The organism is Bradyrhizobium cenepequi, assembly GCF_020329485.1.
GTDB classification, from domain to species: Bacteria; Pseudomonadota; Alphaproteobacteria; order Rhizobiales; family Xanthobacteraceae; genus Bradyrhizobium; species Bradyrhizobium cenepequi.
Genome location: NZ_JAGKJI010000005.1, coordinates 208,032 through 234,948 on the forward strand (window position 1 = coordinate 208,032; position 26,917 = coordinate 234,948).

The 26,917-nt window shown below is 63.1% G+C and carries 32 protein-coding genes; 12 read left to right on the forward strand and 20 right to left on the reverse strand.

Annotated elements, in window-relative coordinates; translation table 11 throughout:
- Positions 1-19: 19 nt before the first annotated feature.
- The 5 genes from J6497_RS09225 to J6497_RS09245 form a co-directional block, all read right to left on the reverse strand.
- The gene (locus tag J6497_RS09225) at positions 20-451 is read right to left on the reverse strand and encodes a DUF1801 domain-containing protein (RefSeq protein WP_225703935.1); all 432 of its coding nucleotides are present in this window, start codon (positions 449-451) and stop codon (positions 20-22) included.
- Between the two features lie 31 nt (positions 452-482).
- On the reverse strand, positions 483-962 hold the full coding sequence (locus tag J6497_RS09230; protein WP_225703936.1) for a DUF1801 domain-containing protein: 480 nt from the start codon (positions 960-962) through the stop codon (positions 483-485).
- A gap of 17 nt (positions 963-979) precedes the next feature.
- Positions 980-1,411 (reverse strand): SRPBCC family protein, encoded by a 432-nt coding sequence (locus J6497_RS09235; protein WP_225703937.1) that lies wholly within the window; start codon positions 1,409-1,411, stop codon positions 980-982.
- Positions 1,408-1,731 (reverse strand): ArsR/SmtB family transcription factor, encoded by a 324-nt coding sequence (locus J6497_RS09240; RefSeq protein ID WP_225703938.1) that lies wholly within the window; start codon positions 1,729-1,731, stop codon positions 1,408-1,410. The genes J6497_RS09235 and J6497_RS09240 overlap by 4 nt, the downstream gene beginning before the upstream one ends.
- Positions 1,732-1,909: 178 nt before the next feature.
- On the reverse strand, positions 1,910-3,232 hold the full coding sequence (locus J6497_RS09245) for a dicarboxylate/amino acid:cation symporter (protein ID WP_225703939.1): 1,323 nt from the start codon (positions 3,230-3,232) through the stop codon (positions 1,910-1,912).
- 221 nt (positions 3,233-3,453) lie between these two features.
- On the opposite strand from J6497_RS09245, the gene J6497_RS09250 reads away from it, so the two are divergent.
- The 4 genes from J6497_RS09250 to J6497_RS09260 all read left to right on the forward strand — a co-directional run bounded on the left by J6497_RS09250 (position 3,454) and on the right by J6497_RS09260 (position 6,994).
- Positions 3,454-4,323, forward strand: a complete 870-nt coding sequence (locus tag J6497_RS09250; RefSeq protein ID WP_225703940.1) for an SDR family oxidoreductase — start codon at positions 3,454-3,456, stop codon at positions 4,321-4,323.
- 409 nt (positions 4,324-4,732) lie between these two features.
- Entirely contained in the window at positions 4,733-5,845 is a 1,113-nt protein-coding gene (locus J6497_RS09255) for an MFS transporter (RefSeq protein WP_283844406.1), read from the forward strand.
- Positions 5,740-6,138, forward strand: a complete 399-nt coding sequence (locus J6497_RS41200) for an MFS transporter (RefSeq protein WP_312010254.1) — start codon at positions 5,740-5,742, stop codon at positions 6,136-6,138. Before J6497_RS09255 ends, J6497_RS41200 begins: the two co-directional genes overlap by 106 nt.
- Positions 6,139-6,238: 100 nt before the next feature.
- Complete coding sequence (locus tag J6497_RS09260) at positions 6,239-6,994, forward strand: GntR family transcriptional regulator (protein ID WP_225703941.1); 756 nt, start codon at positions 6,239-6,241, stop codon at positions 6,992-6,994.
- Between the two features lie 59 nt (positions 6,995-7,053).
- Here the strand turns inward: J6497_RS09260 and J6497_RS09265 are convergent, their stop codons facing one another.
- Entirely contained in the window at positions 7,054-8,163 is a 1,110-nt protein-coding gene (locus J6497_RS09265) for a Zn-dependent alcohol dehydrogenase (RefSeq protein WP_225703942.1), read from the reverse strand.
- Between the two features lie 26 nt (positions 8,164-8,189).
- The gene (locus tag J6497_RS09270) at positions 8,190-8,513 is read right to left on the reverse strand and encodes a DUF6166 domain-containing protein (RefSeq protein ID WP_225703943.1); all 324 of its coding nucleotides are present in this window, start codon (positions 8,511-8,513) and stop codon (positions 8,190-8,192) included.
- 194 nt (positions 8,514-8,707) lie between these two features.
- On the opposite strand from J6497_RS09270, the gene J6497_RS09275 reads away from it, so the two are divergent.
- Genes J6497_RS09275 through J6497_RS09285 form a run of 3 tightly spaced genes read left to right on the forward strand, consistent with a single transcriptional unit; the run spans position 8,708 to position 10,080 of the window.
- Positions 8,708-9,499, forward strand: a complete 792-nt coding sequence (locus tag J6497_RS09275; RefSeq protein ID WP_225703944.1) for a sterol desaturase family protein — start codon at positions 8,708-8,710, stop codon at positions 9,497-9,499.
- 5 nt (positions 9,500-9,504) lie between these two features.
- Positions 9,505-9,897, forward strand: a complete 393-nt coding sequence (locus J6497_RS09280; RefSeq protein ID WP_225703945.1) for a hypothetical protein — start codon at positions 9,505-9,507, stop codon at positions 9,895-9,897.
- 12 nt (positions 9,898-9,909) lie between these two features.
- Entirely contained in the window at positions 9,910-10,080 is a 171-nt protein-coding gene (locus J6497_RS09285; protein WP_225703946.1) for a hypothetical protein, read from the forward strand.
- Between the two features lie 26 nt (positions 10,081-10,106).
- On the opposite strand, the gene J6497_RS09290 is transcribed toward J6497_RS09285, so the two are convergent.
- Entirely contained in the window at positions 10,107-10,772 is a 666-nt protein-coding gene (locus tag J6497_RS09290; RefSeq protein WP_225703947.1) for a DUF429 domain-containing protein, read from the reverse strand.
- Positions 10,773-10,936: 164 nt separating this feature from the next.
- On the opposite strand from J6497_RS09290, the gene J6497_RS09295 reads away from it, so the two are divergent.
- Together J6497_RS09295 and J6497_RS09300 are read left to right on the forward strand one after the other, a co-directional pair.
- Positions 10,937-11,824 (forward strand): LysR family transcriptional regulator, encoded by an 888-nt coding sequence (locus tag J6497_RS09295; RefSeq protein WP_225703948.1) that lies wholly within the window; start codon positions 10,937-10,939, stop codon positions 11,822-11,824.
- Between the two features lie 141 nt (positions 11,825-11,965).
- Positions 11,966-13,408 carry an FAD-binding protein gene (locus J6497_RS09300; protein ID WP_225703949.1) on the forward strand — a complete coding sequence of 481 codons (1,443 nt, stop codon included), beginning with the start codon at positions 11,966-11,968 and terminating at the stop codon, positions 13,406-13,408.
- Positions 13,409-13,427: 19 nt separating this feature from the next.
- Here the strand turns inward: J6497_RS09300 and J6497_RS09305 are convergent, their stop codons facing one another.
- Positions 13,428-14,384, reverse strand: a complete 957-nt coding sequence (locus J6497_RS09305) for a LysR family transcriptional regulator (RefSeq protein WP_225703950.1) — start codon at positions 14,382-14,384, stop codon at positions 13,428-13,430.
- A 92-nt stretch (positions 14,385-14,476) separates the two neighbouring features.
- On the opposite strand from J6497_RS09305, the gene J6497_RS09310 reads away from it, so the two are divergent.
- On the forward strand, positions 14,477-15,343 hold the full coding sequence (locus J6497_RS09310) for an NAD(P)H-dependent oxidoreductase (protein WP_225703951.1): 867 nt from the start codon (positions 14,477-14,479) through the stop codon (positions 15,341-15,343).
- Positions 15,344-15,373: 30 nt separating this feature from the next.
- Here the strand turns inward: J6497_RS09310 and J6497_RS09315 are convergent, their stop codons facing one another.
- From J6497_RS09315 to J6497_RS09340, 6 genes are all read right to left on the reverse strand, one after another.
- Positions 15,374-18,709, reverse strand: a complete 3,336-nt coding sequence (locus J6497_RS09315; RefSeq protein WP_225703952.1) for a DEAD/DEAH box helicase — start codon at positions 18,707-18,709, stop codon at positions 15,374-15,376.
- Positions 18,710-18,917: 208 nt separating this feature from the next.
- Complete coding sequence (locus J6497_RS09320; protein ID WP_225703953.1) at positions 18,918-19,175, reverse strand: MOSC domain-containing protein; 258 nt, start codon at positions 19,173-19,175, stop codon at positions 18,918-18,920.
- Entirely contained in the window at positions 19,175-19,327 is a 153-nt protein-coding gene (locus J6497_RS09325; RefSeq protein ID WP_225703954.1) for a hypothetical protein, read from the reverse strand. Before J6497_RS09325 ends, J6497_RS09320 begins: the two co-directional genes overlap by 1 nt.
- 23 nt (positions 19,328-19,350) lie before the next feature.
- Entirely contained in the window at positions 19,351-19,701 is a 351-nt protein-coding gene (locus J6497_RS09330) for a Lin0512 family protein (RefSeq protein ID WP_225703955.1), read from the reverse strand.
- 111 nt (positions 19,702-19,812) lie between these two features.
- Entirely contained in the window at positions 19,813-20,679 is an 867-nt protein-coding gene (locus J6497_RS09335) for an SAM-dependent methyltransferase (protein WP_225703956.1), read from the reverse strand.
- Between the two features lie 15 nt (positions 20,680-20,694).
- A complete protein-coding gene (locus J6497_RS09340) occupies positions 20,695-21,363 on the reverse strand; it encodes a methyltransferase family protein (protein WP_225703957.1) in 669 nt (222 codons plus the stop codon).
- A gap of 120 nt (positions 21,364-21,483) precedes the next feature.
- On the opposite strand from J6497_RS09340, the gene J6497_RS09345 reads away from it, so the two are divergent.
- Complete coding sequence (locus J6497_RS09345) at positions 21,484-21,945, forward strand: GbsR/MarR family transcriptional regulator (RefSeq protein WP_225703958.1); 462 nt, start codon at positions 21,484-21,486, stop codon at positions 21,943-21,945.
- Between the two features lie 28 nt (positions 21,946-21,973).
- Here J6497_RS09345 and J6497_RS09350 read toward each other — a convergent pair whose 3' ends face one another.
- Together J6497_RS09350 and J6497_RS09355 are read right to left on the reverse strand one after the other, a co-directional pair.
- Positions 21,974-23,194: an MFS transporter gene (locus J6497_RS09350; protein ID WP_225703959.1), complete on the reverse strand. Its 1,221-nt coding sequence runs from the start codon at positions 23,192-23,194 to the stop codon at positions 21,974-21,976.
- Between the two features lie 99 nt (positions 23,195-23,293).
- Positions 23,294-24,124 carry a helix-turn-helix transcriptional regulator gene (locus J6497_RS09355; RefSeq protein WP_225703960.1) on the reverse strand — a complete coding sequence of 277 codons (831 nt, stop codon included), beginning with the start codon at positions 24,122-24,124 and terminating at the stop codon, positions 23,294-23,296.
- Between the two features lie 94 nt (positions 24,125-24,218).
- Between J6497_RS09355 and J6497_RS09360 the strand changes: the two genes are divergently transcribed.
- Complete coding sequence (locus J6497_RS09360; protein WP_225703961.1) at positions 24,219-25,103, forward strand: SDR family oxidoreductase; 885 nt, start codon at positions 24,219-24,221, stop codon at positions 25,101-25,103.
- Positions 25,104-25,180: 77 nt separating this feature from the next.
- Here J6497_RS09360 and J6497_RS09365 read toward each other — a convergent pair whose 3' ends face one another.
- The 3 genes from J6497_RS09365 to J6497_RS09375 all read right to left on the reverse strand — a co-directional run bounded on the left by J6497_RS09365 (position 25,181) and on the right by J6497_RS09375 (position 26,833).
- Complete coding sequence (locus tag J6497_RS09365) at positions 25,181-25,732, reverse strand: carboxymuconolactone decarboxylase family protein (protein ID WP_225703962.1); 552 nt, start codon at positions 25,730-25,732, stop codon at positions 25,181-25,183.
- 58 nt (positions 25,733-25,790) lie between these two features.
- Entirely contained in the window at positions 25,791-26,195 is a 405-nt protein-coding gene (locus J6497_RS09370; protein ID WP_225703986.1) for a VOC family protein, read from the reverse strand.
- Between the two features lie 62 nt (positions 26,196-26,257).
- Positions 26,258-26,833: a TetR/AcrR family transcriptional regulator gene (locus J6497_RS09375; protein ID WP_225703963.1), complete on the reverse strand. Its 576-nt coding sequence runs from the start codon at positions 26,831-26,833 to the stop codon at positions 26,258-26,260.
- Positions 26,834-26,917: the final 84 nt, after the last annotated feature.

Consider the following 26,917-nt stretch of genomic DNA (forward strand, 5'->3'; position numbering starts at 1 on the left):
GCGCCTTCGCCACTACGCCTTAAACCCTCTTTGATTTCTTCTTAGAGCGGTTCAATGCCACGGCAGCGCGAATGAGCGCCTTCAACGCCGCTTCGTCGATCTTGTCACCCTCATGGAAATCGATCGCACGCCTGGTGTTGCCTTCAAGGCTGGAGTTGAAGAGGCCCGAAGGGTCCTCCAATGCGGCGCCTTTGGCGAAGGTCATCTTCACGACACTCTTGTAGGTCTCGCCCGTGCAGATGATTCCGGCGTGCTCCCACACCGGCACACCTCTCCACTTCCACTCCTCGATCACTTCGGGATCGGCCTGCTTGATAAGCTTTCGGATTCGAGCGAGCGTCTCGCCCCGCCAATCGTCCAGCTCCCTAATTCGCGCATCTATCAACTGAGAGGGAGAATCTCCCTCTTCCTTCGCGCTGCTCTTCTTCATGCTTGCTGTAGCTTTCTTCATGATCGTTGCCGCTCATCCTCACATCGGCCGCTTACGTCCATTCGCCGGGCAACTGGCTGGCTTGCTTTACCCAGGCGGCGAACTGAGCTTCATCAAGCTCGTCGTCCTCGTGAATGTCGAGGTAGCGCGTATCCTTGCTCTTGGACTCGCCGGGCGGAACGGGACGCAGCGACCTGCCGCGGAAGAAAGCCACCTTGACGTACTTCGTGAAGCAATGGATGCCGAGGAACCAGCCTTGGCCCTCGACGCCGTAAAGCGGCGAGTTCCATTTGACCGCTTTGCGCACGCCGGGGACAGTGCGCGTGATAAGCGCATCCAGGTGCTCCCCGACGTTCCGTTTCCAGCCCGGCATGGCCGCGATATAGGCCTGCACGGGGCCGTCGCCGTCGGCCTTCGCGATCTGGGGGTTGCCGCCTGCGAGCAAGGTCGGCTTGGCCGCTTTCGCCGCGACCCGCCTGGCGACCGTCTTCTTCGCGACCTTTGGTGACTTGCTGGACGTCCTGTTGGCCATTGCAATCACTGCAGACTTCAATCTGTCCGCGCCAGGACCTGTTCCAGATTCGCAAAGAACTGCTGCCATCCGGCGTGGGCGCCGCCGTAGGCCTGCTTCTGATCCGGCCGGAAGCCCGACTGCTCCATGCGCAAATGGGTCCCCGTGCTCGTTGGGGTGAGCGTGAAGGTCACCACACTCTTCAGATTGAAGGCGGCATCGTCGTGCGCAAAATTCCAGGTGTAGGACAGCGCCTTGTTCGGCTCGATCGCGAGGACCTCGCAGTCCAGCACGCCGCCCCACTCGCCGCGAAGATTGAAACGGTGACCCACGACAGGCTTGAAGTCGCTCTTCATGAGCCATTCCTCGATGAGATGCGGTTGCGTGAGCGCGCGCCAGATCTTTTCCGGAGGATGCGGTATCTCACGTTCGACAATGACGGAGCGCGTTTCGGTCGCAGTATTGGTCATTGGTCCATCCTTTTCAGCAGATCTTCGAGGTGGTCGAACCGGCTTTGCCAGAAGCCGGCCATTTGGCTGGTCCAGTCGATCAACGAGGCCAAGGCGCCGAGCTGCGCGCTGTAGTGCGTCTGCCGACCTTCGTGGCGGTCGCGCACCAGTCCGGCCTGCTTCAGCACCCCAAGATGCTTCGACACCGCCGGCTGCGAGACCCCGGCCAGAGCCGTCAAAGCCCCGACCGTCTGCTCTCCCTCGCGGCACAGTCGCTCGAAGATCGCCCGCCGAGTCGGATCGGCGAGCGCTCTGAAGAGCTCATCGTGAGCGTTCGGCATTTGAGATCGATAACTCGATGGCTATTGATTGACGTATAACCATCGAGATATACGTTAGTCAAGCAGGCATAGGAGGCGACATGTCAGCACCGGAGCCGCCTCCGGCGCCCACCTGCCATATCCTGCTGGTTATGCATCACGCATTGTCGCCATCGGCCTGATGCGGCCGCCGCGCCGTCTAAGAGCCTCCGCCGGGCTCGAGCGCCTCGCCGAGTTCGAGCGGGTTTGCCATGGTCTCGTGCAGCTTCCGCTTGTCGAGCTCGCCCTCGGAAAGACTGATGACGACGCAGGCGACCCCGTTGCCGATCAGGTTGGTGAGCGCGCGGCATTCGCTCATGAACTTGTCGATGCCGACGAGGATGGCGAGCGACTGGATCGGGATGTCAGGCACGATGGACAGCGTTGCGGCCAGCGTGATGAAGCCGGCCCCGGTGACGCCGGACGCGCCCTTCGAGGTGATCATGGCAATGCCCAAAATGCCGAGCTCCTGCCAGATCGTCAGAGGCGTGTTGGTCGCCTGTGCCAGGAACAGCGTCGCCAGCGTCATGTAGATGTTGGTGCCGTCGAGATTGAAGCTGTAGCCGGTCGGGATGACGAGGCCGACCACCGAGCGCGAGGCACCGAGATGCTCCATCTTCTGGATCATCTGCGGCAGCACCGTCTCCGACGACGAGGTGCCAAGCACGATCAGAAGCTCGTCCTTGATATAGCCGATGAAGCGGATGATCGAGAATCCCGCAAGCCGCGCGATCGACCCCAGCACGATCAGGATGAACAGCGCGCTGGTCAGATAGAAGGTGCCGATCAGCGCCGCGAGATTCCAGAGCGAACCGAGCCCGTAGGCTCCGACGGTGAACGCCATGGCGCCGAACGCGCCGAGCGGCGCGACGCGCACGATGATACGGATCACACCGAAGAAAACTTTCGCCGCCTGGTCGATCGCGTAGGCAATCGGCTCGCCCACCTTGCCCATGAAGGCGATGGCAAAACCCGACAGGATCGATATCAGCAGAACCTGCAGGAGGTCGCCGCGCGCCAGCGCGCCGAAGAAACTGTCGGGAATGATCGCCATCAGATGGGCGACGATCCCCTCCTCCTTCGCCTTGGTCACGTAGGTTGCAACCGAATTGGGATCGATCGACGCCGGATCGATGTTGAAGCCCTTTCCCGGCTGCAAGGTCCTGCCGACGATCAGGCCGACCGCCAACGCCACCGTCGAGACGGTCTCGAAATAGATCAGCGCCTTCAGGCCGACGCGGCCGACGCGCTTGAGGTCGCCCATCGAGGAGATGCCGTGCACGACGGTGCAGAAGATCACCGGCGCGATCATCATCTTGATCAGCGCAATGAAGCCATCGCCGAGCGGCTTCATCTCCTTGCCGAGACCGGGATAGAAATGGCCGAGCAGGATGCCGAGCGCGATCGCGATCAGGACCTGGATGTAGAGGACCTTGTACCAGGGTTGGTGATGGGCGGCGGGGCGAATCGCTTCTGCTGTCATTGGGGCTCTGGGGATCGAGGGATCAGGATGGCGCCATCATGGAACGTGGTGACGCCGCGAACAATGCACGTTCCCGTTCACGGTGCCTTGCGGAATAGTCGCCCCTATCCTTGCTGCGTACCACGTTGCGCGAGCATAATCTTTCCAGAAAACCCGATGCTCACTTTTCCGGATCATGCTCTGGTGTACGGTTGGGCTTCGTGTGACGAGGGTCCTGACAGATGGATGACAAGCAAACCTCTGTAAAAGCCGGCCCGAGCGACGATGAACTCGCGCGGCATCCGACCGTGTTTGCAGCCGATGCGCTGCAGGACCATGTCGTGGTGATCTCCGGCGGCGCCGGCGGCATCGGGCGCGCGATCGCCTTTCTGTTCGCGCGGCTTGGCGCGCAGGTCGCTCTCGTCGGCCGCAACAAGGAAAAGCTTGACGCGCTCGCTGCGCAACTGGCCGCGCGTCACCTGAAAGCATCCACGCATGTTGCCGATATAAGGGAACCGGATGCGGTCGGCGCACTGTTCGACACGGTATGGGCGGCGCATGGCCGCGCCGATTGTCTCATCAACAGCGCCGGCGGGCAGTTTCCACAAGCCGCGATCGATTTCTCGATCAAGGGCTGGAACGCCGTCATCAACACCAATCTCAACGGCACCTGGTACATGATGCAGGCCGCCGCTCAGCGCTGGCGCGACCGGAACGCGCAGGGGAGCATCGTCAACATCGTGGTCGTCACCACGCATGGGCTTCATGGCATCGCACACACGATCGCCGCGCGCTCCGGCGTGATCGGCCTGTCGCGCGCGGTCGCCGTCGAATGGGCGCCGCTGAACATCCGTGTCAATTGCGTCGCTCCCGGCGCGATCGAGACCGAGGGCTGGAACGTCTACAGCGAACAAGCCCGCGCCGCGTATCCGCGCTCCAACCCTATGATGCGCGCCGGCTCGCCTTGGGACATCGCGGAAGCCTGCGTCTATCTCGCCGCCCCGTCGGGCAAGTTCATCACCGGCGAGACGCTGACGGTCGACGGCGGCGGCCAGCTCTGGGGCGAGACGTGGACGACGGGGAAGCCGGCGTATTTTCGCGACGAGGAGTAGATTTATTTGTGCGTCGTCCCGGCGAACGCCGGGACCATACCGCGTGATACCTCAAGAGACTTCAGTGGTAGTCACTTTTCACAAAACTACTTCCTGTGGTTATAGACCTCGGTCAAGCTCGGGACGACATCGTCACTGCGAGCGGAGCGAAGCAATCCATTGCGCCGCTCGCGGAGCATAGATTGCTTCGTCGTTTCACTCCTCGCAATGACGAGCTAGAGCCTCCGTTCAGATCTCGACCAGCTCTCAGCCATCATCGTCCTCGAAGGCGGGCGACCGATGTCGCCGGAGCCTGTCCGCTCGAGCCTGCTAATGCCCCGCAAAAAATGCCCCGTTGCACGTCATGCGGATATCAGTAATATGTCAGATATATACAAAAAACATAAAATGCATTTCGGGGAGGACGAACATGAGTAGCTTGACGACGGGCGGCTCCATCGGTCTGACGCGACCGCTCTCTGACGCCGCGACATCGACCGCACAGACATCTGCGATTGCTGCCCGCCTCGAGCGGTTGCCGCTCACTTCCTACCAGCGTGGAATCTTCGCGATCATCGCCACCGCCTGGTTCTTCGACAGCATGGATCTTGGCGCGCTCACCTTCGTGCTGGGCCCGATCAAGCAGAGCTTTGGCCTTTCAACCGCGGAAGCCGGCCTGCTCTCGAGCATGAGCTTCCTCGGCATGTTCATCGGCGCGGCGTCGGCGGGTATGCTGGCCGATCGTTTCGGCCGCACCCGCGTATTTCAGGTCAGCATGATCTTCTGGGGCCTGGGCAGCATCCTGTGCGGGCTTGCGCCTTCGGTGGAGACGCTGGCAGCTGCCCGCGTCCTGCTCGGCTTCGGCATGGGCATGGAGTTCCCGGTCGCGCAATCGATGGTCTCCGAGATCATTCCCGCCAAGCAACGCGGCCGCTACATCGCCTTGCTCGAGGGATTCTGGCCGCTCGGTTTCATTGCATCCGGCCTGCTATGCTACGCCGTCCTCTCGTTCGCTGACTGGCGATGGGTGTTCATCCTGCAGGGCATTCCGGCGATCTTTGTCCTGATCGTGCGTCGCTACGTGCCGGAATCGCCGCGCTGGCTTGCCGCCCATGGCGATGCCGCCGGCGCCGACCGGGTGATGTCGGAGATCGAGGCAAAGGTCTCGCAACGACTCAACGGCGCCGCGCTGCCCGCCCCTCGCCCACAATACGTCGAGGTGCCAACGACGCGTGGCCTCTCCACGCTGTTCGCGCCCGGCTATGCGCGCCGAACGGTGATGCTGTGGAGCCTCTGGTTCTTCGCCCTGCTCGGCTTCTACGGCCTGACGACGTGGCTTGGCGCCCTGCTGCAGGCCAAGGGTTTTCCGGTGACCAAGTCGGTGTTCTACACGATCCTGATCTCGCTGGCGGGCATTCCGGGCTTCCTCACCGCAGCGTGGCTGATCGAAAGACTGGGACGCAAGCCCACGCTGATCGGCGCACTGCCGGCGCAGCCATCGCCTGCTACTTCTATGGCGGAGCAACCAGCCAGACCCAGCTGATCGTCGCCGGTCTCTGCATGCAGTTCTGCGCCTTCGGGATGTGGTCGGCACTCTACGCCTACACGCCGGAGCTCTATCCCACCCATGTGCGTGCGACGGGTACCGGCTTTGCGTCGGCGGTGGGGCGCATCGGCTCTCTCATCGGTCCCTCGCTGATCGGCTTCATCCTGCCGGCTGCCGGACAGGCCGGTGTATTCGCGCTCGGCGCCGGCGCCTTTGTTCTTGCTGCCCTTGTCGTGCTCACGCTGGGCGAGGAAACCAAGGGTCGAACGCTCGAAAGCATCTCGCACTGACGGAGAGCATCGCGACTGCGCAGGCCGTACCGACGCCCGATTGACCCTCCTCGTCACGCGTGAAATATCGTTGTGACGAGCACAGGGAGAATCACGGCAGATGGCCGCGGACAGGCGAACCGGACGAGCCCGCACCACCAAGACCGCCAGGTCCAGGAAGAGCGAGCCGGGCTCCCGCGATGCGCTGCGCAGCGTCGAGCTCGAACGCGACGAGCGCGATCAGGAGACGTTGACCGACCGCGCCTATCGGCAACTTGAGGAGCTGATCGTCACCCTCGCCCTGCCGCCCGAGACCATTCTGTCGGAACAGTCGCTGGCGGCGAAACTCGGCATCGGGCGCACCCCGATCCGGGAGGCGCTGCAGCGCCTAGCCCGTGACGGCCTCGTCGTCATCCTGCCGCGACGGGGCATCCTGGTGTCGCAGATCAACCTCAGGACACAGATGCGCCTGCTCGAAGTGCGTCGCGAGCTCGAGCGGCTGATGGCCCGCGGCGCCGCCGAGCGCGCCACGCCGGAGGAAATCGCTCAATTCGCAACTATTGCCAGGGAAATGCGCCGCGCCTCCGATGAAGCCGACGACATAACCTTTATGCGGCTCGATCGCGCCTTCAACGAACTGGTCAGTCAGTGCGCGAGGAACGAGTTCGCCTCCCGCGCCATGGGCCTCATGCACGGCCTGTCACGACGCTTCTGGTACCAGCACTATCGGGAAGTCGGCGACCTGCCGCTGTCGGCGCGCCTGCATGCCGACGTCGCCGAGCGGATCGCCGCGCGCGATCCGGAGGAAGCGGCGAAAGCATCCGATCGCCTGCTCGACTACATCGAAAGCTTCACCCGCAAGACGATTGAGACGTGATCCGGAGCGTTTTCGAGCGAAGTGGCTGCCGGTCCGCGTGAAGAAAACGCGTCGAAAATCTAAAGCATCACGACGCTGCGGATCGCCGCGCCGCGCCGCAGTGCTTCGAACCCCTCATTGACTTGTTCGAGCGAGATGCGCGCAGTGATCAACTGATCGAGCTTGAGCCGGCCGTCGAGCGCAGCTTGCGCCAGCATCGGAAAGTCGCGCAGCGGCCGAGCGCCGCCATAGCTGGAGCGCCGGATGCGCTTTTCCTGCATCAGTGAGCCCCACCGGAACGCAACGTCCTGCGCGACATCGATCTTGCCCAGCCAGATAATTTCGCCGCCGGGACGCACCACCTCGCTCGTCATCCGAAAGGCGCACGCACTGCCGGCCGACTCCAGAACCACATCGACACCGCGACCGCCGGTCAACTCGCGCGAGAGATCGACCACATTCTCCGCGGCGGCATTGATCGCGTGCGTCACCCCAAGCTGCTTTGCCAGATTGAGCTTGTTGTCGTCGAGATCGACGGCAATGACAGCGCCGGCGCCAGCCATGCGCGCGCCTTGCACGGCGGCAAGGCCCACCGCGCCGCATCCGATCACCATCACGCTGTCACCGTAGTTGATGGCCGCGACGTTGAACGCGGCACCGACGCCGGTCATGACGCCGCAACCAATCAGGCAGGCTTGATCGAAGGGCAGCTCCTTCGGCACCACGATGGCCTGCTGCGCCGGCACGATGCAGTATTCAGCGAGCGCGCCGAGATACATCAGATGCTTGAGCTCGCGCCCGTCGCCGAGCCGTGCGCGGCTGCGTCCGTCGAACTGCACCGCGAGCGGCGCCTGTCCCAGGTAGGATTCGCAGAGGATCGGCAGATCGCGATCGCAATAGAAGCAATGACCGCAATGCGGATTCCAGGAGAGCACGACGTGGTCGCCGACACCGACGCCGCGGGCGTTCGCCCCGACCTGCTCGACGATGCCGGACGCTTCATGACCGAGCAGGATCGGCATCGGATTGCGCAAGCTGCCTTCGATCACCTCGAGGTCGGTATGGCAAAGCCCCACCGCCTTGATGCAGACGAGAACGTCATTGGGCGCGAGTTCGCCCGCCTCGACCGTTTCGATGACGAGCGGCGACTTCGGCGCATGCAGGACCGCCGCCTTGTATCTGAGCCCCACTTCCGGATCTCCCGCCCTGCCCTGTTTCAGGATGCCGCCCGAACAGAAATCGGATCCTTCCGCAACGCCACCAGCGCCGCGTCGATATCGGCTGAGCTCATTTCCCACTCATTGCCGAAATTGGCAACAACCGCCTTCATGAACGGCTCGACCAGCGCTTTTGCCGAGGCAGCATCGTTCAGGTGCTCGGTGAGGATTGCCAGCGACAATTGTCGCGGCTCTTCCCCCTCATAGCTCCATTCAAAACCGTTCGCGGTGTAGCGGTGCAGATCGAGCCGCTGGTCGAGCGGCCGTCCATCCACCGTGACTACGACTCCGTCGATGGTGCGGTCTCCGCAAAACCTCTTCATGGCTGCTCCTCCCGACGAGTTAGACTTTGAGCATGATCTTCGCGCAAACGCCTGGCGTTTGTCGCGAGGGAAAACCGGTTTCCACCTTTCCGGATCATGCTCCAAAGGTGTCACCCGCCGCCTTGCAGCGTTGATAGATGAATGATATATCAGGCTCAAGATCGAATGTCATCTCAGTTCGACGAGAGGCCGCCATGGAACTCGCAACAACCGTCATGTCTGATCGCCAGCGCCGCTACCGTGAGACCTACCGGGAGCGCGTTGCCGGCTGGTACAACGGCTGGCTGCACGTCTTCATCATCTACGCGATCGGCTTCACCGCTCTCTACATCTACATCGCCAATGTCCGCGACCTGCGTGCGTGGGAGCTGCTCATCGTGCCCGTGACTTTTCTCGGCGCGAACTTCTTCGAGTGGTGGATCCACCGCTACGTGATGCACCGCCCCTCGCAGATCAAGGCGTTCCGCGCGATCTATAACCGCCACACCTTGATGCATCACCAGTTCTTCACCGATCAGGAGATGCGCTTCGCCGACCATCACGACTGGCGCGTGACCTTCTTCCCGCCCTACGCGCTGGCGACCTTCACCCTGATGTCGATCCCGCTCGCAATCGCGGCCGGCACTATCATCTCGGCCAATGTCGGATGGCTCCTGATCGCGACGACGACGTCGATGTACCTGATCTATGAGTTCATGCACTTCTGCTGCCATGTCGACGAGAACTGGTTCGTTCGCAACGTGCCGATGGTGAACACGATCCGCCGTCATCACACCGCCCATCACGATCAGTCGATCATGATGGAGCGCAACATGAACCTCACCTTCCCGATCATGGACTGGCTGTTCGGCACATCGGATCTCGACCGCGGCCTGCTCGGTCACCTCTTCAACGGCTATGATACGCGCTTCGTCAAGCGCAACATGCGTAAGACCGCACGCACTCCGCGGATCGATCCGGCCGTGAGCTCGGTACCAGCGGAGTGATCGACATGGCCGGTGTCGAGCCGAACGGCCTCGCTCTGGTGCTGTTCGCAGCCGCCTTCGCAGCGTGCTGCCTCAGCTTCTTCACGCTGGTCGGCATGTTTCCGCCAAGCGCCAGGCCGCAATCGGTCGCAGGCTTGGCCGGCGGAGCGCTCGTGCTCGCCAATCTCGCGCTGCTGGTGATCCTGCTCGCGGGTCTAGCCTCGTTTGCGCACCAGACGCTGCGCTGGACCTCCGTCGTGGTGTTTGGCGGCCTGATCTTCCTGTTCATTCCCGCCGTGTTTCAGGTGATTCCGAGCGCGTGGCGCGACAGCCGCAGCGGGCTTGCCGTCCTTGGCCTTGTGCAGATGGCAGCGCTCGCGCTGCTGCTTTCCCCGCCGCAGGGAATGACCGCCTCATAGAGGAGTGTGCCGATGCCCTTCCCGATCAAGACAGCTCTATCGATCATCGTGCTGCTCGTCGCGTGCGCGGCCTATTTCTACCAGGACTCGATCGGGCAACACGGTCCAAAGATCGCGATCCTGTTGCTCGCTCCGTTCATGGTGATCGCGATGTGGATTTTCCCGGAAGTTACGCGGAAGTAAGAGCACCGGAACCTACGTTTAGCGTCTCAGTAATTGATCTCCATCCGCAAGCCCCGGACGTCGATCTCATCGCCGCCAAGACGCGCATTGCTGTCCCGCGCGGCGATCGCGCAGGCACAGGCATCGATCAAATCGTCGCGTCCGATCCCGGTGCTGCGACGTTGCGCCAGCCAGTGCGACAGCTTGACGAAGCCTCGCTCGACCAACAGTTTCAGGCGCTGCTCACGGCCCCGCTCCGACTTCTTGCCTTCCAGGCGGATCTGCTTGCCGAGATTTCGGAAGATCAGTTCCGGGTGCGCCTCGCCGATGGTCGCCTGACGTTCCGGCGTGATGAAATCGTCGACCTCCCTGATCTTGTCCCTGATGTTCCAGAGCTGGCAGGACACGCCCATACCCGGCCCCTCGTGCCGCCAATAGAACCGGTTCGCCGAAGCCTGATCCGGGAAATCCCAAAGATTGCGTCGCGCGCCGAGAAAGACCGAAGCGCCGACCAGCTCGCGGGCGCGCAAGTCGCACGTCCGGTGCCCCTTCATCGTCAGGCCGATCGGCATGTCAATCATGGCGCGCCTGTGCGCGGCCACGAGAAGCCGGTCCAGGCGCGGCGAATAATCGAAACCATGGTTACCCTGGTCATCAATCCAGGCCACCACCCAGCCGCCGCGAAAACCATCGAGACCTAGATAGCAGGGCACGTCCGCTCCTTAACTTCCTAAGATTATATTCTACGATGCAACAATTGACGCGGAGTGCGCGAGTTGACGCGACCGGGCCGCCAAGGCGCTCCGCCTGCTCTTGCGATCATCCATCGATATCAGCACTATCCTCTCGCATTTCGAGAAAATGCGGAGGCGGTTCGATGGAAGAAATCGAAGCCTTTCTGGCTGTTATCGAGACCGGCAGCCAGACGGCGGCGGCGCGCCGGCTCGGCCGCTCCGTGCAGGCGGTCAACCGCTCGCTACTGGCGCTGGAACGTAGCGTCGGGGTCGAACTCATCAGGCGCACCACGCGAAAATCCTTCGCCACCGAAGCAGGCCTTGCATTCTATCAGCGCGTCAAGCCGGCGTTCTCCGAGATCAGCGAGGCGCGCCTGGAAGCGGCGAACCGGCGGGCCGAACCGGCGGGCTTGCTCCGCGTGACTGCGCCGGTGCTGTTCGGCTCAACGTTTGTCGCCCCTGCGCTCGCGGACTTCATCGCGCGCTATCCACGCATCAGGGCCGACCTGCAAGGCTCCGACCGCCCGATCGATGTGGTCGGCGGCGGTTTCGATCTTGCGATCAGGATCAGGGACCTGCCGGACTCCTCGCTGAAAGCACGACGTCTCGGAGAGCTTCGCACGGTGGTCTATGCAGCGCCTGGCTATCTCGATCGCTACGGCCGTCCCCGCCACCCCGATGACCTCGTCCGCCACCAATGCATCCTGCACGGCGCCAGCGAAGGTGAGACTGAAGCGTGGCGGTTCCAGGTGCGCGGCCGCATCAGGAATGTGCGCGTGAGCGGTTGCTTCCGCACCGACAATGTCGCTGCGGCGCATGCCGCTGCCTGCCGTGGCCTTGGCATCGGATACGGTCCGTTCTGGCAGATCGCGGACCTGTTCGATCGCGGCGCGCTGGAGATTCTGCTCGAAGAGTTCGAGGCGCCGCGGATTCCGATTCAGGCGGTGTTTCCACCGAGCGGCATGCCGCCGGCGAAGACGCGGCTGTTCGCCGACCTGCTCGCGGAGCGATTGAAGCGCGAGCGCCTCTAAGACAGTGGCTTGATTTTCTCGATTTTCGGAAAGGTCTATTCCGCGCGGTGTTGATTGTTTCCCACGCTCCACGAACTCAACTTACAGACGGCTCAGCGCTGAATTTGCCCTTGCCAGGCCTTTCAAATCGAGGAGCACGTCATGTCCCCCGACAGACGCACGCTGCTGCGTGCAGGTTTTGGCTTTACTGCGGCATTTGCTTCCGGTGCTCACATGAACATACCAGCACAAGCCAATTCGAACGAGGGACCGCAGTTCAGGAGCGCGCTCAGCCATGACGAGGCCGTTCGCGCCGCAGTGGCAGATGATTTCGGCCGGATCATTCGCAAGCAGCCACGGGCGGTCCTCGAACCAGCCGAGAGCGATGACATCGCAAGCTTGATGCGATGGGCCGCCGAGCGCGGACTGAAGGTCGCAGCGCGCGGTCAGGGCCATTCGACCTACGGCCGTTCGCTGACCGACGGCGTTGTCGTCGACATGCGCGAGTTCAATCGCATCGGCGAAATCGAGACGGACCGGGTCGTGGTCGAAGCCGGGGCGACATGGCAGAGCGTGCTCGACGCGACGCTGGCGCGTGGGCTAACGCCGCCGGTGCTGACCAATTACCTTGGCCTGTCCGTCGGCGGCACGATCGCGATCGGCGGCATCGGCGGGACGTCGTCGCGATGTGGCATGCAGGCTGATCACGTGCTGGAATTGAGCGTCGTGACCAGCGACGGTCGCGAGCTGACCTGTTCGGCGGCCGAAAATTCCGATCTGTTCGATGCTGTCAGGGCCGGGCTCGGTCAATGCGGCATTATCACCCGCGCCAGCTTGCGCCTGGTGCGCGCGCCCGAGCGGGTCCGCCGCTATCAGCTCTTCTATCGCGGTCTCGCTTCCCTGACCGCAGATCAGCGTCGCATGTTGGCGGCGAGGCGTTTCGACCAATTGCAGGGCGCAGTCCTTCCCGACGGGAACGGCGGCTGGCGCTACCAACTCGATGGCGCGACCTTCTACAACCGCGATGCCACACCCGATGAAAGCACAGCGCTTGCCGGCCTCAGCGACGATCGCAGCAAGGCCGTGATCACCGACCTCACCTATCGCGAGGATGCGCTCGCCTTCGCCAAGTTCGAGAACCTGCTGCGGTCGAAGGGCCAGTGGTCCATTCCGCAGCCCTGGCTGTTCACCTTCCTGCGCGGCAGTAATGCCGAACAGGTGGCCCGCGAGATCATCGAACTGAGCAACGCGGATATCGGTCCATTCGGACGGATCACCTATTATCCGATGCAGACCGATGCGTTTCGCGCCCCGTTGATCCAGTTGCCAGGCGAGAGCATCGTGTTTTCGTTCAACGTGGTGCGTATCCCGTCCGACACCGACGCGGCCTCGATCGCGCGGATGGTTGCTGCGAACCGCGCGCTCCATGATCGCATTCGCAAGGCCGGCGGTGTCCTCTATCCAGTCAGTGCCTTTCCGATGTCGCCAGACGATTGGCGCGAGCATTTCGGGCCGAGATGGCCGCTGCTGCGCGACGCCCGGCGGCGCTACGATCCGCACAATCTGCTAACGCCTGGCTACAATCTGTTCCCGGATCAGGCGTGATCGGTTCGCAGTCGTGGCATCAGCGCTTCGGCGAAGACATTTTCATGCCGCGTGAACGCGGCGCCTCAATGCCCGGGATGGAGCCGATCTCGCGAGCGAGAAAATCGATCAGGAGCCGGACGCGGGCGATGCCGACGCGCTCCGGCACGATCAGCATATTCAGCGGGACAGGCAGCGGCGTATAGCGCGGCAAGACCGCCTTCAGCCGGTCGGCTTTCAGGAGATCGTCCACCAGCCATCGATGCGCGGGCGCGATGCCGCGACCGGCGACCATGGCTTCGCGCGCGGCAAGGCCGTGGTCGATGCGAAGCCGTCCGCCGAACGGCACCGCGTGGTGCTCACCGCGCGGTCCCTGCAGTTCCAGCATGTCACTGCCTGCGATGTTGGACATCCGGATGCCCTCGTGCTGTGCGAGATCTCGCGGGACGGAGGGCGTCCCGCGCGAGGCGAGATAAGCGGGCGCAGCCACCAGGAGCCGCTGGGACTGCCCGAGGGGGCGGAGCTTCATCGCGCTGTCGGTGAGCGGCCCCAGCCGCAGCGCGATGTCGACACCTTCACGGACGAGGTCAATGCGCTCGTCGGTCAAGCTGAGGTCGATCGCGATGTCGGGATATCGATCCTGAAACGCGAAGATCAATCGGCTGATGTGCAGCACGCCGATCGCCGCCGTGCAGGAAATCCGGATCGTGCCGGCCGGCTGGCCGCGCGCGCCGCGCGCCTCGTCGCCGGCCTGCTCCACCAAGCGCAGGATCTGGACGCAGTTGGCGTAGTAGCGGCTGCCCTCGTCGGTCATGGTGACGCGCCGCGTGGTGCGCGACAGCAGGGGCACGCCGACGGCTTCCTCGAGCTCGCGCAGGTGACGCGTGATGGTGGACTGGCCGACGCCGAGCTCGCGCGCCACCGCCGACAAGCTGCCCCGCTCGGCGACGCGGACGAAGCTGCGCATCCGCTCCAGCGTGATATCGGACTTATCCATTATTCGGCATAATCTTATGCATTATTGATGTGTAGTGGATCAGCACGACATCGTCTAGCTGAGGGTCAGTTTCTGCGAGGGATTATCGACCGATGAACGTGCTGCTTGTTTTCGCCCACCCCGAACCGCGTTCGCTCAACCGCGCGCTGCGCGATGTCGCCGTCGCCGAACTGAAAGCCCAAGGCCACCATGTGCGGGTGTCGGACCTCTATGCGCAAGGCTGGAAGTCGGAGATCGATCGTGCCGATTTCCCTGCGCTCGCAAAGGCCGCGCGCCTTAAGCCCGCAGCCGCCTCCGGCGAAGCCTTCGCAGTGGGCACACTGACCGACGACGTCAAGGCCGAACAGGAGAAGCTAATATGGGCCGACGTCCTGATTCTGCAGTTTCCGCTGTGGTGGTACACGATGCCAGCGATCCTGAAAGGCTGGGTCGATCGGGTCTACGCTTACGGTTTTGCCTATGGCGTCGGCGAGCACAGCGACAGGCATTGGGGCGACCGCTTCGGCGAAGGCACGCTCGCCGGCAAGCGCGCGATGCTGATCGTGACCACCGGCGGCTGGGAGGAGCACTACGGGCCTCGCGGCATCAACGGCCCGATCGACGACCTCCTGTTTCCGATCAATCACGGCATCCTCTATTACCCGGGCTACGAGGTGCTACCCCCGTTCGTGGCCTACCGCGTCGATCGTCTCGACGAGAAAAGCTTCGATCTCATCGCCGATCGTCTGCGCAAGCGGATGCGGACATTGGCAACCACGCCGCCGATTCCGTATCGACAGCAGAACGGCGGCGACTACCTGATCCCGAGCCTGCAGCTTCGCCCCGAGCTCGGCGATCCCGGCGCGACGGGATTTGCGCTGCATGTTGATAACGCATGCGCAGAAGGGATCGTCAACTCGGATCAAGACCGCCAGAGCTTGCCCAACGTTACGACCTCTCTCCTCGAGAAGGTGCGATGATGATGGACAGCCATCCCTGCGCGCGCTTCGCTATTCCTCAAACAGCGCACGCACGTCCTCCTCGGTGAGCGCCGAGCCGACGCGCCCCTCGCGGTCGAACAGGCTGTCGGCCAAGGCGCGCTTCCGCGCCTTGAGCTCGTCCATCTTCTCCTCGATCGTACCCGATGCCACCAGGCGATAGATGAAGACCGGCTTGTCCTGGCCGATGCGATGGGCGCGGTCGATCGCCTGTTCCTCGACGGCCGGATTCCACCAGGGATCGAAGATGACCACTGTATCGGCCGCCGTCAGGTTGAGCCCGACACCGCAGGCCTTCAGGCTGATCAGGAAGACATCGCTCTCGCCGTTCTGAAACTCTTCGATCGCGCGCTTGCGATTGGTGGTTTCTCCGGTCAGGACGCTATAGCGGATGCGCTCAGTTTCGAACCCGACCTTGATCAGGTCGATCATCGAGGTGAACTGCGAGAAGACAATGATCTTGCGGCCTTCGCTCAAGAGTTCCTCGACCATCTCCATCAGCCGGTCAAGCTTGGCTGAAGGCCGCACGACGCGATCGTCGAGCTTCAGGAGCGCCGGATCGCAGCAGGCTTGGCGCAGCCTGAGCAGCGCTTCGAGAACGATGATGTGGCTCTTGGCCAGGCCGCGCTCCTGAATCGCCTTGCGGACCTTGTCGGACATCGACAGACGAATGGAGTCGTAGAGGTCACGCTGGCTGCCCTCCAGTACGATGCGTTCGACGATCTCGCTCTTGGCCGGCAGCTCTGTCACCACCTCGGCCTTGGTCCGGCGCAGCAGGAACGGCTTCACGCGTTGAGCCAACGCCGCCGCGCGTCGTGTGTCGGTGCGCTTCTCGATCGGGATGCGCCAGCGGCGGCCGAAATCGGCCTTATCGCCGAGATATCCCGGATTGGCAAAGCTCATGATCGACCAGAGCTCGCCGAGATGATTTTCCACCGGTGTCCCCGTCAGGCAGAAGCGATGCTGCGCCTTGATGCCGCGCAGCCATCGGGTGGTCGCGGCATTGGGATTCTTGATCGTCTGCGCCTCGTCCAGCACGGCCATGTGCCAATCGCGAGACAACAGGACCTCATGATCCCGCGCAATCAACGGGTAGGTTGTCAGGACGAGATCATGTTCCGCAATGGTCGCGAAGCTTTGCTTGCGATCCGAACCGTGAAGCACGAGGACCTTCAGATCCGGCGCGAACTTCTGGGCCTCGCTGAACCAGTTCGTCATGAGGCTGGTCGGAGCGACGACAAGGGCGGGCTCCGTGAGGTGCCCCCGCGCCTTCTCCAGCGACAACAGCGCGAGGAGCTGGACGGTCTTCCCGAGCCCCATGTCGTCGGCGAGCACGCCGCCGAGGCCGCTCTCGCGCAGCAGATCGAGCCAGCCCACACCCTGTGCCTGGTAAGGTCGAAGCTCGGCCCGAAAATTCTCAGGCAAGGCCGGATTCGACAATTCGCGGCCTTGAAGCAGGTTGGCGAGGCGACGAAGATTGTCGGCACCGCGGAAAACAAACTCGTGGCTTTCATGTGCCAGCAACGGCAGGACGTCCGCGCGAGAAAGTCTGATCTTTTCGGAGGGATCTCCGAATATCCCGCTCAGCCGGAGGCTATGGAGCGCCAGCACCAGCGGGAGGAAGCGATCCGCGGCCAGCGACAGATGGCGGCCGTCGGCAAGCGGCAGATAGAAATGATCGCCCTGCTCGGCGAGTTGCTTGATTCGATCGGGTGTGAAATTCGGTGTCGCGACCAGGCCAGCCAGGATCGGCGCCAGGTCGCGCCGCTCGCCGTCGATCTCGACGCCGAGCGCCAGTTCGAACCAGTCGATGCCGCTGGATTCCAGTTCTGCATCGAAGGCGCCCGACGACGGCGCCAGCCGGTACGGAAAATCGTCGTCGACCAGGACGTCAAAGCCTTCCGCGCGCAGCTCGGGAACGCCGAATTCGAGAAAATCGAGCCAGGCGTGAGGCGCTTCCAGCGCCAGGTCGTAAGCGTGGCCGGCATCGAGAAACGGGTGCCTCAACCTCGCTTCACGAAAATCAAATTCCAATAGCCGCTTGCGCGCGCCTTTCTCCTTCGATCGACGCCGCGTGATCGTGTAGACTTCGCCGGCCTGAAAGGCCTCCAGCGGGTTCGCCTTTTCCGAAGGCTCGATCTCGACCGGACCGTAGCGAAAACTGAGATGGGCCACGCCGACCCGGTCGGGCCTGTCCTGGTAGTAGTATGCGCTCGAGCCCTCGCGCCCCCGCTTGAGCCGCAGGATCGGAATCGGAGCACTTTCGATCTTCACCGCGGCCGCCGGCGTTCCCGGCAGCACGCCAGGATGAAGCTCCGGCAGCCTCTCGCCGAGACGACGCGCCACTTCGGCGACCTGCGCACGCGGGATGGCAGGCGCCGACAGGAGCTGATAGGCGAGCCGCGGGGGCAGGCTCACTTCGACCGGGCCGATCACGCCTGCGCCTTCGTCGACATAGACCGGCGGCTCTGCATTCAACGCGATTGCTCCCGGCACGGTCAGTAGCGGGGAAACTCCCTGCTTGCTGAGCTGACGCCACTCGATGCGTCCCGCGCGCGGCTCTCCCCATTGTAACGGCGGTCCCTTGTGATCACGCCATAACGCGCGTCCGGTCGCGACGATCCGCTGCATGAGCTCGAGGGACCGCGGCCGAGCGCCGTAATAGCTATACGCGCCTGAACGTTTCGAGAGCTCGCCCAGGATATCGATGTCACTATCGCGGTAATATTTCGGCGCGCGTTCGGGCGAAAAATCGAACACGTTCGGACGCGCAACGCTCCCCCCGAACTTGCCGTCCCTGAGCAGGCGGAGCGAGAGCAGCGACACCGCCAGAAACGGCATTCGCGTACCGTCCTGGACGGGTTGCAGGCAATAGAGCAACCGTTGCGTCACGTCCGCGGGGTAGTCATCGCCGCGCATTGCCGCAGTACTGACAGTGTCAAGCCAAGCGACGACATCGTAAGGCAGAATCGGCATCGATGGCGCAGGCGCCCGCTCGTCCCGCGACGCCGCCCTGGCCGGCGGCTGCCCCCCGCTCAGGGCCTGGAGCATCGTCGCCACGACATGCTTGCAATTAACCGCCATCGGACAACTGCACGTGCCGTCGAGGTCGGCAAGGCGGCCGTGGCTGAACTCCAGTTCGATATCGATACGATAGGGAGCGGACGCCGCTCCACGCACCTTGGCGCGAACGTGCGTGAGATCGTCGCTGATCTCCAATCCCGTGACGCGCCCCTGGGCGTGGTAGGAGTGCCCCTTGTCGAACGCTGAGCGGCTGAAGAAGGAGTAGATGTCCTTCTGCTTCACGAGATCCGAGAGCGGGCGACCAAAATCCACGATGGCGGACATATGCTATGATCCGAGATAACAAGCCGGGCCGGATGCCTGGCGATCACGCCCGCTCGAACAGTTGCGCCATAGTAATGCGCCAAACTTGCGGCGCAAATTTCTAGCGGCGCAGCCGGGAACCGTTGGGCCGTTCCATCGAAATCTGCGTTCGTTTTCAACAGAAATCTTGGTGAGTCGAACTGCCGGACCTCTTCAGCGGCGTTACTGATCACACCACTTCGAGCCGCACGAACGGCCCATCCGGTAGTCGCACGACAATGGCGTCGTCCAACCGCACCTCGCCACCTTCAACGACGATGCCCATCACGCCGCCCTTGCGAACCAGCTTGCCATCGACGCGCGCGATGATCTCGCGGAGCATTCCCTGCTGAAACGTATCGATCTGCACGCAACAGCTGCGCAAGCCCGTGATCTCGACGATCGCCTCGTGCCCGATGTGCAGCCGCGCGCCCACGGGCAGCGCCATCAGATCGATCCCGCGCGTGCTGTGTTCTCGCCGAGGTCGCCGGGCCGCATGGCAAAACCCTTGCGGGTCAGATCGTCGATGAGCTCCGCCTGGAGCAGATGGACCTCCCGCAGGTTCGGCCGCGTCGGGTCGCGCCGAGAGCAAATTGGCAAGCTCAACTATCGGGCACGAAAGGCTAGCCCGGCTCGCCATCGTCGAGGCTGACGATCACGGAGGCGTTGGCGATGATGATGGCGTCGCTGCCCTGCTCGGCCGGAATCTCGAGTCCGCCCCTGACCGCGGTGACGGCCACCGTGCCGTAAGGCAGTTCCTTTGCGACAACCACGGTATCGACCGCATCGGGATTCGGTACGCCGATGGTGACATCGACGAACATGTCGTTGGCAGTCTTGCCTAGCATGCGAAAGAAGCCGAGGCTCGAATGGCGGATGGCATCCGAGACCGCGCGCCTGGCCGCCTTGGTGGCGTCCTTGCCGTGGACATCGACGCCCATGCCCATCTCGGTAATACAGCGAACGCGTGCCATTGGATTTCCTGTCAGCTTTGGTTACAAACCAGCCCCGAGCTTATCGAAGCACATTACTTCACGAACACGAACCGATAGACAAGTTCTGTTCGCCGTCAAACACGACCTTCATTACAGCTTCTCCGCACACACGATTCTTTCTAGTGGCGAGGCGAGCAGATGCCGGCGCGTCGGCTTCACGAAGCGCTCCGCCAAATCGTCGCAGCCAACATGCGCGATCACGCGCCAGCCGTACGGATCGAGGAAGCCGGCGACATCTCGGGGATCGAGGCCGAACAACCAGATCTTCTGCTTCACATACCTCTCATGGAGACGCGGCTGATCGTAGAGATTCCGGCCATCGATGAAATCCTTCTGCACATAGGTGAACGCGAGACGGCTGCCCGGCGCCGCGGCGGCCAGGAACTCGAGCGTGCTCCTGATGCCCACCTCGCTCAGATATTGGGTCACCGCCTCCCAGATGAAGAACGTCCGCTTGGCCAGTGCATAACTGCGCGACGCCAACGCGGGCTCCAATACTTCATGATCGAAATCGATCGGCACGAGGGTGACGTGCGGCGGAACGCCGCCAAACCGACGCAGGATGCCATCCTGCTTGGATCTGATATTGGCGGGCTGGTCGACCTCCCACACCGGGATCGCAGCCAACGATGGCAGCCGATAGACGCGCGTATCAAAACCGGCGCCGAGATTGACGATCGCGGCCATTTCGGACGCTGCGGCTATGACGGCATCATCGATGAAGCGCTTGCGGCACATGATGCCACTCCAGATACCGGGAAAAGCGCGTTCGGTGGCCTGCACCATCCAGTTCCGGATCGGGGACGGACGCATTGCGTGCACGAAGGCTCTCGCGCCGAAAGGCAGGATCGACAAGGCGAGATCATCAACCAGGATGCGCTGTTGGCGGGGAAACCATTGTTCGATGGCGACCATGACGGTCGGCCCTGCCCCGGTCTTTGCGGCTGCCTGCGCCATCGTCGCTGACCGACGCTACCAGACCAACGGGATGAACCGATAGCGCACGCGCGCGGCATACTCGTCGTAGCCTTTCAGCTCCGCCCTCAACGCGCCCTCCTCATGCAGAGTCCGCCATGAGATGCCGAGAATGAACACCACCGACATCACAAGGCCGATCCAGGAGCCGAGCAAGAGCGGCAGGCCGACGATAAGAAGCAACGCGCTCGCATACATCGGGTGCCGGACAACGGCATATGGACCGGTATCGATCACCCGCTGGTCCTGTTGGATCTTCACCACGGGCGCGGCAAAGGTGTTTTCCCGAAAGGTCCACCACACGCCGAGCAGATAGAGCCCGATGAAGACGCCGCCGACCGCCTGAAGCCAGGCTGGGACCGCATTAAATCCGGTGCGCGCGGCATCCCATGCCATGAACATCATCCAGGCGCAGAACAGCAGGATGAAGAGTGACAGCCAGATCCGATCCCAGGGCTTTTGATCGCGCTGCACCGGAGAACTCATGCGCTCGCGCAACAGGCGCGGATTGCGCTTGGCGAGCCACAGGGTGATCGCAAGCCCACCGACAGCGAACATGCCGATGAAGGCCCAGCCTCCGGGATAAGCCAGGGTGCCGGCCGGCCACAGGATCATGGCGGCCATGACCGCGGTCCAGGCCGCAATCTGTAGAGTGACTTTCACCATGACATGCTCCCGACACGGGTCCGGACTCGAAACTCGGGCGTGGCGGCCATCGCGACACTCCGCTCCGTGCCCCATCGTGGACAAATCCAGGATATCCAGTATATTCGGGAAATGTCGAATATGTCAAACAAAGCTCCGACCGGCGCCGAACGGCGCTTCATCGAGGACGTGGCGCGGCTGCTGATGCCCTGGGGCGTTCCGCAGGCAGCCGCCCGCCTCTATGGCTACCTGCTTCTGTTCCCGGAACCGGTCAGCCTCGACCGCATCGCGGCAGATCTCGAGATGAGCAAGAGCACCGCCAGCGTCGCCGCCCGGCTTTTGGAGAAATACACGCTGGCGCGTCGCCACGGCCAACGCGGCAGCAAACGTGTGCTCTATGAAGTGTCCGACAATTACGAGGGCATGCTGATCGAGCAGAACCGCCTGCTCGATGCGCTCGCCGAACTCTTGAAGCAGGGCGCGGGCATCGCTGCCCGCGGAAAGACGCGCAGTCGCATGGAGGAAATGGCCGAGTTCCATATGACGATCCGCCAGTCAATGGAAGCTGCGCTGAAACGCTGGCGCGCAAGGAAGACGCGGTAGATCGCCTGCGCATCCGTCGGGTTCCTCCTCACGCCGGCACCGGCGCGGGCTCAGACTTGGCGCTCGGAAACGGCCTGAACGTGAGTGCGATCAGGAAGGCGCCAAGTCCGACGGCCCAGGAGCCGATGTAAAGCCAAGCGTAACTGGCGAAGGTGTCGTAGATCAAACCTCCCGCCACCGGGCCCGTCGCCATGCCCAGGCTGCCTGCCATCGCTGTTCCGCCGATCACGGTGCCCATCATCCGCAACGGAAAATTCTCTCGCGCAAGCACCGCATAGAGTGGCATGGTGCCGGCATAGATGAAGCCGAACACCGCCGCCACGGCATAGAATGCGGCAAGCTGGTACACGAAGGCGTAGGCGAGCGCGCCGAATGCCTGGGCGAACAGTCCGGAGACCAGCACGCGCTTGGCGCCGAGGCGGTCGCCGAGCAGGCCGAACGCGATACGGCCGCCCATCCCCGCCAGACCCTCCACGCTGTAGATCGTGACAGCGGCGATCATCGGTATACCGCAGCTGATCGCATAGCTGACGGTATGGATGATCGGCCCCGAATGCGTGGCGCAACAGAAGAAATTCGTCGCGAGCAGGACGATGAACTGCGGCGAGCGCAGCGCTTGCGCGAGCGACATCGCCGGTTGCAGCTCACCGTGGCCGGCGGCAGGGGCATGTTCGCGTTCGAGCGCCGGCGGGCGGCGCACCAATAGCGATACTGGAATCATGATGCAGGCGACGACGACGGCAAGAATCTGAAGCGAGGTTCTCCAGTCATGGATCGAGACGAGCCAGGCCGCGAGCGGCGACATGGTCATCGGCGCCATGCCCATTCCCGCCGAAACCAGCGACACGGCAAGGCTGCGATGGGTATCGAACCATCCGGTGACGCAGGCCATCATCGGCGCGAAGATCGCTGCGGCCGCGCCGCCCACCATCAGGCCGAAGATGAATTGAAACGCGACCAGCGACGGGGCGAGGCTGGCCAGCCCCAGGCTTGCTGCGAGCACGATCGAGCCGGTCAGCACCACCGGCAGCGGCCCGAGCCGATCGGACAAGGTTCCCCAGATCATGCTCGTGAACGCCATCGCAAGGAAGCCGATGGTCATGGCACTGGACACGCCGGTGACCGACCAGCCGGTGTCGCGCGTGATCGGTTGAAGAAATACCGGCAGCGAGAACATCCCGCCGATCGCAACGCAGCCCAGAAGCCCGCCGGCTCCAACAATCACCCAGCGATAGTGAGCATCCTTCATTCCTTGTCTCCACTGCAAGGTCTCTGGCTCCAAGACGAATGCGAGGCGCCAAAGCCGACATGCAGGGGCTCACTCCAGCTCACTTTTTTCGAACGGGGCTCATCGCTGCTCGATCAGCGATCTGACCCGCTCCGCGTCCGTGGACGTCGCGGGATTGTAGATGACCATGCCGAGGTCGGGCCGGCCGTCCACGGCGAAGGCCGAATATTCGAATGCGATCGGCCCAAGGATCGGATGCCGCAGGCGCTTGACGCCCTCGCCATAACCATAGACGTCGTTGGCGCGCCACAGCCTCTCGAAATCGGGGCTGAGCCGACAGAGCTCGTCCACGAGCACGCCGACCTGCTCCGTCGCGCCCGCCCGCGCCGCATCGACCCGGAACGCGCCGACCACGAACCGTGCGACGCTCTCCCAATCGAACTGCGCAGCGCGGACGCGTGGATCGCAAAAGATCATGCGCAGGATGTTGCGCTGCTCCGCCGGCAGCGATCCGTAGTCGGTCAGCACCACGGCCGCGGCGCGATTCCAGGCGACCACGTCCCAGGTCGCGGTCTTCACAAGCGCCGGGCTGACCTCGAGCGCGTCGAGCACGCGCTGCAGCCGTGGCGTGACGCCTTCGCTCGCCTGGTAGCGGACCTCGGGCGGACGGCCGAGACCGAGCAGGAAGAGATGCTCGCGCTCGACCTCCGTCAGCATCAGCGCACGGGCGATGCGGTTGAGCACGTCGGCCGATGGCGCGCCCCCTCGCCCCTGTTCGAGCCATGTGTACCAGGTCGCGCTGATATTGGCGCGCTGGGCCACCTCTTCGCGCCGGAGCCCGGGAGTCCGCCGCCGTGTGCCCGACACGCCGAACGCAGCGGGATCGAGCTTGGTACGGCGGTCCTTCAGGTAGGCGCCGAGCAGGTTCTCATTCGCAGCCGATATGCTCATCCTGTTAGCCATTATACCCTGATAACGTCACTACTTTACCAGGATATCGCGCGCGCAGACAGTAGGCTCCGACGTAAACTCTGGAGACTTCCTCATGCGTGTCTTTGTCACCGGTGCCACCGGATTCGTTGGCTCCGCCGTTGTCCACGAACTGATCGCGGCCGGCCACCAAGTGATCGGCCTCACGCGCTCGGATGCCGGGGCAGCGGCCCTCACCGCGGCCGGCGCCGAAGTGCATCGCGGATCGCTCGAAGATCTCGACAGCCTGCGCAGCGGTGCGGCGGCTGCCGATGGCGTGATCCATCTGGCCTTCAACCACGACTTCTCGAAATTCGTTGAGAACTGCGAGATGGACCGGCGCGCCATCGAGGCGATCGGCACCGTGCTCGAGGGCTCCGAACGTCCCCTGCTCGTCACCGGTGGCGTAGCGCTGTTGGCCCCGGGCCGGCTTGCGACCGAGGAAGATGCGCACGCCACCAACTTTCCGCGCAAGTCGGAAGTCGCGGCCGCCGCGCTGGCTGCGCGCGGCGTGCGCGCCTCCGTCGTCCGTCTGCCACCATCGACCCATGGCCAGGGCGATCACGGCTTTGTTCCGATCCTGATCGGCATCGCGCGAGAGAAAGGCGTCTCCGCCTATGTCGGCGATGGTCTCAACCGCTGGCCGGCCGCACATCGCCTCGACGCCGCCCGCGTCTATCGCCTCGCGATCGAGCGCGGGTCCGCCGGAGGTCCGTTTCACGCGATCGCCGAAGAGGGCGTGCCGTTCAAGCAGATCGCCGCAGTGATCGGCCGCCGCTTGAACGTGCCCGTCGTCAGCAAATCTCCTGACGAGGCAGCCGAACATTTCGGCTGGTTCGCGCAGTTCGCAGGCGCTGATGTCCCCACCTCCAGCGCGCGAACCCGCGCACTGCTCGGCTGGGAGCCGAAACAGTCGGGACTGATCGCCGATCTCGACCAGCCCTATTATTTCGAGGGTTGAGCATGCCCCGCCTCCCGTGGCCGCCACGCCTCGCAAGCGGTCACGGGAGACGAATCTCAAGCGAGCGCTCAAGCGACCTATTCCGCAGCCTCCCGAGGGGCGAGGCCCTGCTCGACGTCCAACTGCAGGATGTCATTGAAGCGGTTGAACGCGCCGCACAGCGCGATGCGCCAGGTCAGCTCGACGATCTGGCCTTCAGAAAAATGCTGACGAAGGCGGCTGAAGATCTCATCGCGAGTCTTGTTCCAGTTGTTGGTCACCGCGATGGAATATTCGACCACCAGTTTGTCGATCTCATCCAGTTCGGGATGATCCTTGTAGTCGAGCAGGCGTTCGGCGCCCTGTTCCGAGACGCCCTGGATCGCCAGCTTCGGCGCGTGATGCGACACGCAGTAGTCGCACTTGTTGAGCAGCGAGACCGTGACCAGCGCCAGCTCGAGATGACGCTTCGACAACACCGCTTCATCCGCCAAATCGACCAGCAGCGACCACATATGTTTGAAGATCGGCGGCCGCTGCGCCATCACGCCTGCCTGATGCTCGAACGCGCCGTAGGTGGTCATCTTGTCCCAGAGCGGCCTGAGCTCTGCCGGCAGATCGTCTTTGGTCTTGATAGACACGCGTGACATGGGTTCACCTTTTGGTCGGGAGTTGAGATCGGCGCAAGATGCGAGCAATCCTGCCACATTATTCGGCCAGATAAATACCCGCTTCGAGATTGTTGCCGTCGGGGTCGATCAGAAAGGCGCAGTAGAAGGGCTTTCGGCGTATTCCGGGGTCACCATTGTTCCGCGCGCCGAGCTTCAAGCCTTCGGCATGGAATTGATCGACGCTGTCTTTCGTAGGCGCGCTGAAGGCGAGATGGATGGGGCTCTTCCCGGGTGCATGTTCAACGTTCCAGAAGCTGGGCATGCCTGCTGCGACAACGAAGAATGGTGATTGGGGTTGACCGGTGCCGAACACGAGCCATCCCGTCCCGTCGCCTTGCGCGTGGTCTTCCAGCAGTCTGAGCCCGAGCGGCGCGAGAACAGCCTCATAGAACCGCCGGCCTCGTTCCAGGTCGCTGACGACAATTCCGAGGTGGTCAAACATGCGCACTCTCCTTGCATTGTTCTGTTCCCAAGCTAAGTCGCACGAGGCGGCAGCGGTTTCGCTTACCTGGTCTTGACCAGCGGCAGGAACACAGTGTCGACCCAGGCTTTCCGCAAGTTAGGCGGCGGCGCTGAGAAGTTCATGACGACATGCTCCCGAAAAAGGGTGCCCAGCAGGGAAGCGACTGGAGGCGTCAGCTTTTTCGGATCAACTTCGCCCCGCTTCACCGCGCGCTCCAGAATCGCGGGAAGCGCTTTCGCCCGGCCCTGGATGAGCGCGGCCTGCAGATCCTTCGGTGCCGAGGAGGTTTCCGCGAAATACTCGCTTGCGAACAGAGTGAAGGCCGCTGCAACGCCGGACGCACGATCCGACGCACGCTCCAGAAATTCCAGCAGCTCTGTCCGCACATTGCCTCGATCCGGCACCTCTACCGGGTGCTTTGTCATCTCTTGCCGAATGGCCGCGACCGCGAGCTGTGCCTTCCCGTCCCATCGACGCGCCAGCACGGGTCGGCTTGTCCCGGCCCGCTCCGCAACCGCCTCCATCGTGAACCCGGCATAGCCGTGCTCGGCCAGTTCGAGCCACGCAGCCTCCAGGATTGCCTCTTCCAGCTCCGCGCCGCGTCGTCGCTCTGCCATACAAGCTCACTCCAAATAAGATGCATTAATGCATCTTGACTCGGCGCGACGGACACGACTAGATGCATAACTGCATCTTATGCC

Bases quoted from the DNA above. Each gene is read 5' to 3' on its own strand.
- J6497_RS09345 (WP_225703958.1), top strand. From the start codon at position 21,484: ATGTCAAACAAAGCTCCGACCGGCGCCGAACGGCGCTTCATCGAGGAC.
- J6497_RS09250 (WP_225703940.1), top strand. From the start codon at position 3,454: ATGGATGACAAGCAAACCTCTGTAAAAGCCGGCCCGAGCGACGATGAA.
- J6497_RS09225 (WP_225703935.1), bottom strand. From the start codon at position 451: ATGAAGAAAGCTACAGCAAGCATGAAGAAGAGCAGCGCGAAGGAAGAG.
- J6497_RS09270 (WP_225703943.1), bottom strand. From the start codon at position 8,513: ATGAAGAGGTTTTGCGGAGACCGCACCATCGACGGAGTCGTAGTCACG.
- J6497_RS09320 (WP_225703953.1), bottom strand. From the start codon at position 19,175: ATGGCGCTGCCCGTGGGCGCGCGGCTGCACATCGGGCACGAGGCGATC.
- J6497_RS09295 (WP_225703948.1), top strand. From the start codon at position 10,937: ATGGAAGAAATCGAAGCCTTTCTGGCTGTTATCGAGACCGGCAGCCAG.
- J6497_RS09375 (WP_225703963.1), bottom strand. From the start codon at position 26,833: ATGGCAGAGCGACGACGCGGCGCGGAGCTGGAAGAGGCAATCCTGGAG.
- J6497_RS09305 (WP_225703950.1), bottom strand. From the start codon at position 14,384: ATGGATAAGTCCGATATCACGCTGGAGCGGATGCGCAGCTTCGTCCGC.
- J6497_RS09285 (WP_225703946.1), top strand. From the start codon at position 9,910: ATGCCCTTCCCGATCAAGACAGCTCTATCGATCATCGTGCTGCTCGTC.
- J6497_RS09360 (WP_225703961.1), top strand. From the start codon at position 24,219: ATGCGTGTCTTTGTCACCGGTGCCACCGGATTCGTTGGCTCCGCCGTT.
- J6497_RS09300 (WP_225703949.1), top strand. From the start codon at position 11,966: ATGTCCCCCGACAGACGCACGCTGCTGCGTGCAGGTTTTGGCTTTACT.
- J6497_RS09280 (WP_225703945.1), top strand. From the start codon at position 9,505: ATGGCCGGTGTCGAGCCGAACGGCCTCGCTCTGGTGCTGTTCGCAGCC.
- J6497_RS09350 (WP_225703959.1), bottom strand. From the start codon at position 23,194: ATGAAGGATGCTCACTATCGCTGGGTGATTGTTGGAGCCGGCGGGCTT.
- J6497_RS09230 (WP_225703936.1), bottom strand. From the start codon at position 962: ATGGCCAACAGGACGTCCAGCAAGTCACCAAAGGTCGCGAAGAAGACG.
- J6497_RS09235 (WP_225703937.1), bottom strand. From the start codon at position 1,411: ATGACCAATACTGCGACCGAAACGCGCTCCGTCATTGTCGAACGTGAG.
- J6497_RS09365 (WP_225703962.1), bottom strand. From the start codon at position 25,732: ATGTCACGCGTGTCTATCAAGACCAAAGACGATCTGCCGGCAGAGCTC.
- J6497_RS09240 (WP_225703938.1), bottom strand. From the start codon at position 1,731: ATGCCGAACGCTCACGATGAGCTCTTCAGAGCGCTCGCCGATCCGACT.
- J6497_RS09275 (WP_225703944.1), top strand. From the start codon at position 8,708: ATGGAACTCGCAACAACCGTCATGTCTGATCGCCAGCGCCGCTACCGT.
- J6497_RS09245 (WP_225703939.1), bottom strand. From the start codon at position 3,232: ATGACAGCAGAAGCGATTCGCCCCGCCGCCCATCACCAACCCTGGTAC.
- J6497_RS09310 (WP_225703951.1), top strand. From the start codon at position 14,477: ATGAACGTGCTGCTTGTTTTCGCCCACCCCGAACCGCGTTCGCTCAAC.
- J6497_RS09355 (WP_225703960.1), bottom strand. From the start codon at position 24,124: ATGAGCATATCGGCTGCGAATGAGAACCTGCTCGGCGCCTACCTGAAG.
- J6497_RS09330 (WP_225703955.1), bottom strand. From the start codon at position 19,701: ATGGCACGCGTTCGCTGTATTACCGAGATGGGCATGGGCGTCGATGTC.
- J6497_RS09255 (WP_283844406.1), top strand. From the start codon at position 4,733: ATGAGTAGCTTGACGACGGGCGGCTCCATCGGTCTGACGCGACCGCTC.
- J6497_RS09315 (WP_225703952.1), bottom strand. From the start codon at position 18,709: ATGTCCGCCATCGTGGATTTTGGTCGCCCGCTCTCGGATCTCGTGAAG.
- J6497_RS09260 (WP_225703941.1), top strand. From the start codon at position 6,239: ATGGCCGCGGACAGGCGAACCGGACGAGCCCGCACCACCAAGACCGCC.
- J6497_RS09370 (WP_225703986.1), bottom strand. From the start codon at position 26,195: ATGTTTGACCACCTCGGAATTGTCGTCAGCGACCTGGAACGAGGCCGG.
- J6497_RS09335 (WP_225703956.1), bottom strand. From the start codon at position 20,679: ATGGCGCAGGCAGCCGCAAAGACCGGGGCAGGGCCGACCGTCATGGTC.
- J6497_RS09340 (WP_225703957.1), bottom strand. From the start codon at position 21,363: ATGGTGAAAGTCACTCTACAGATTGCGGCCTGGACCGCGGTCATGGCC.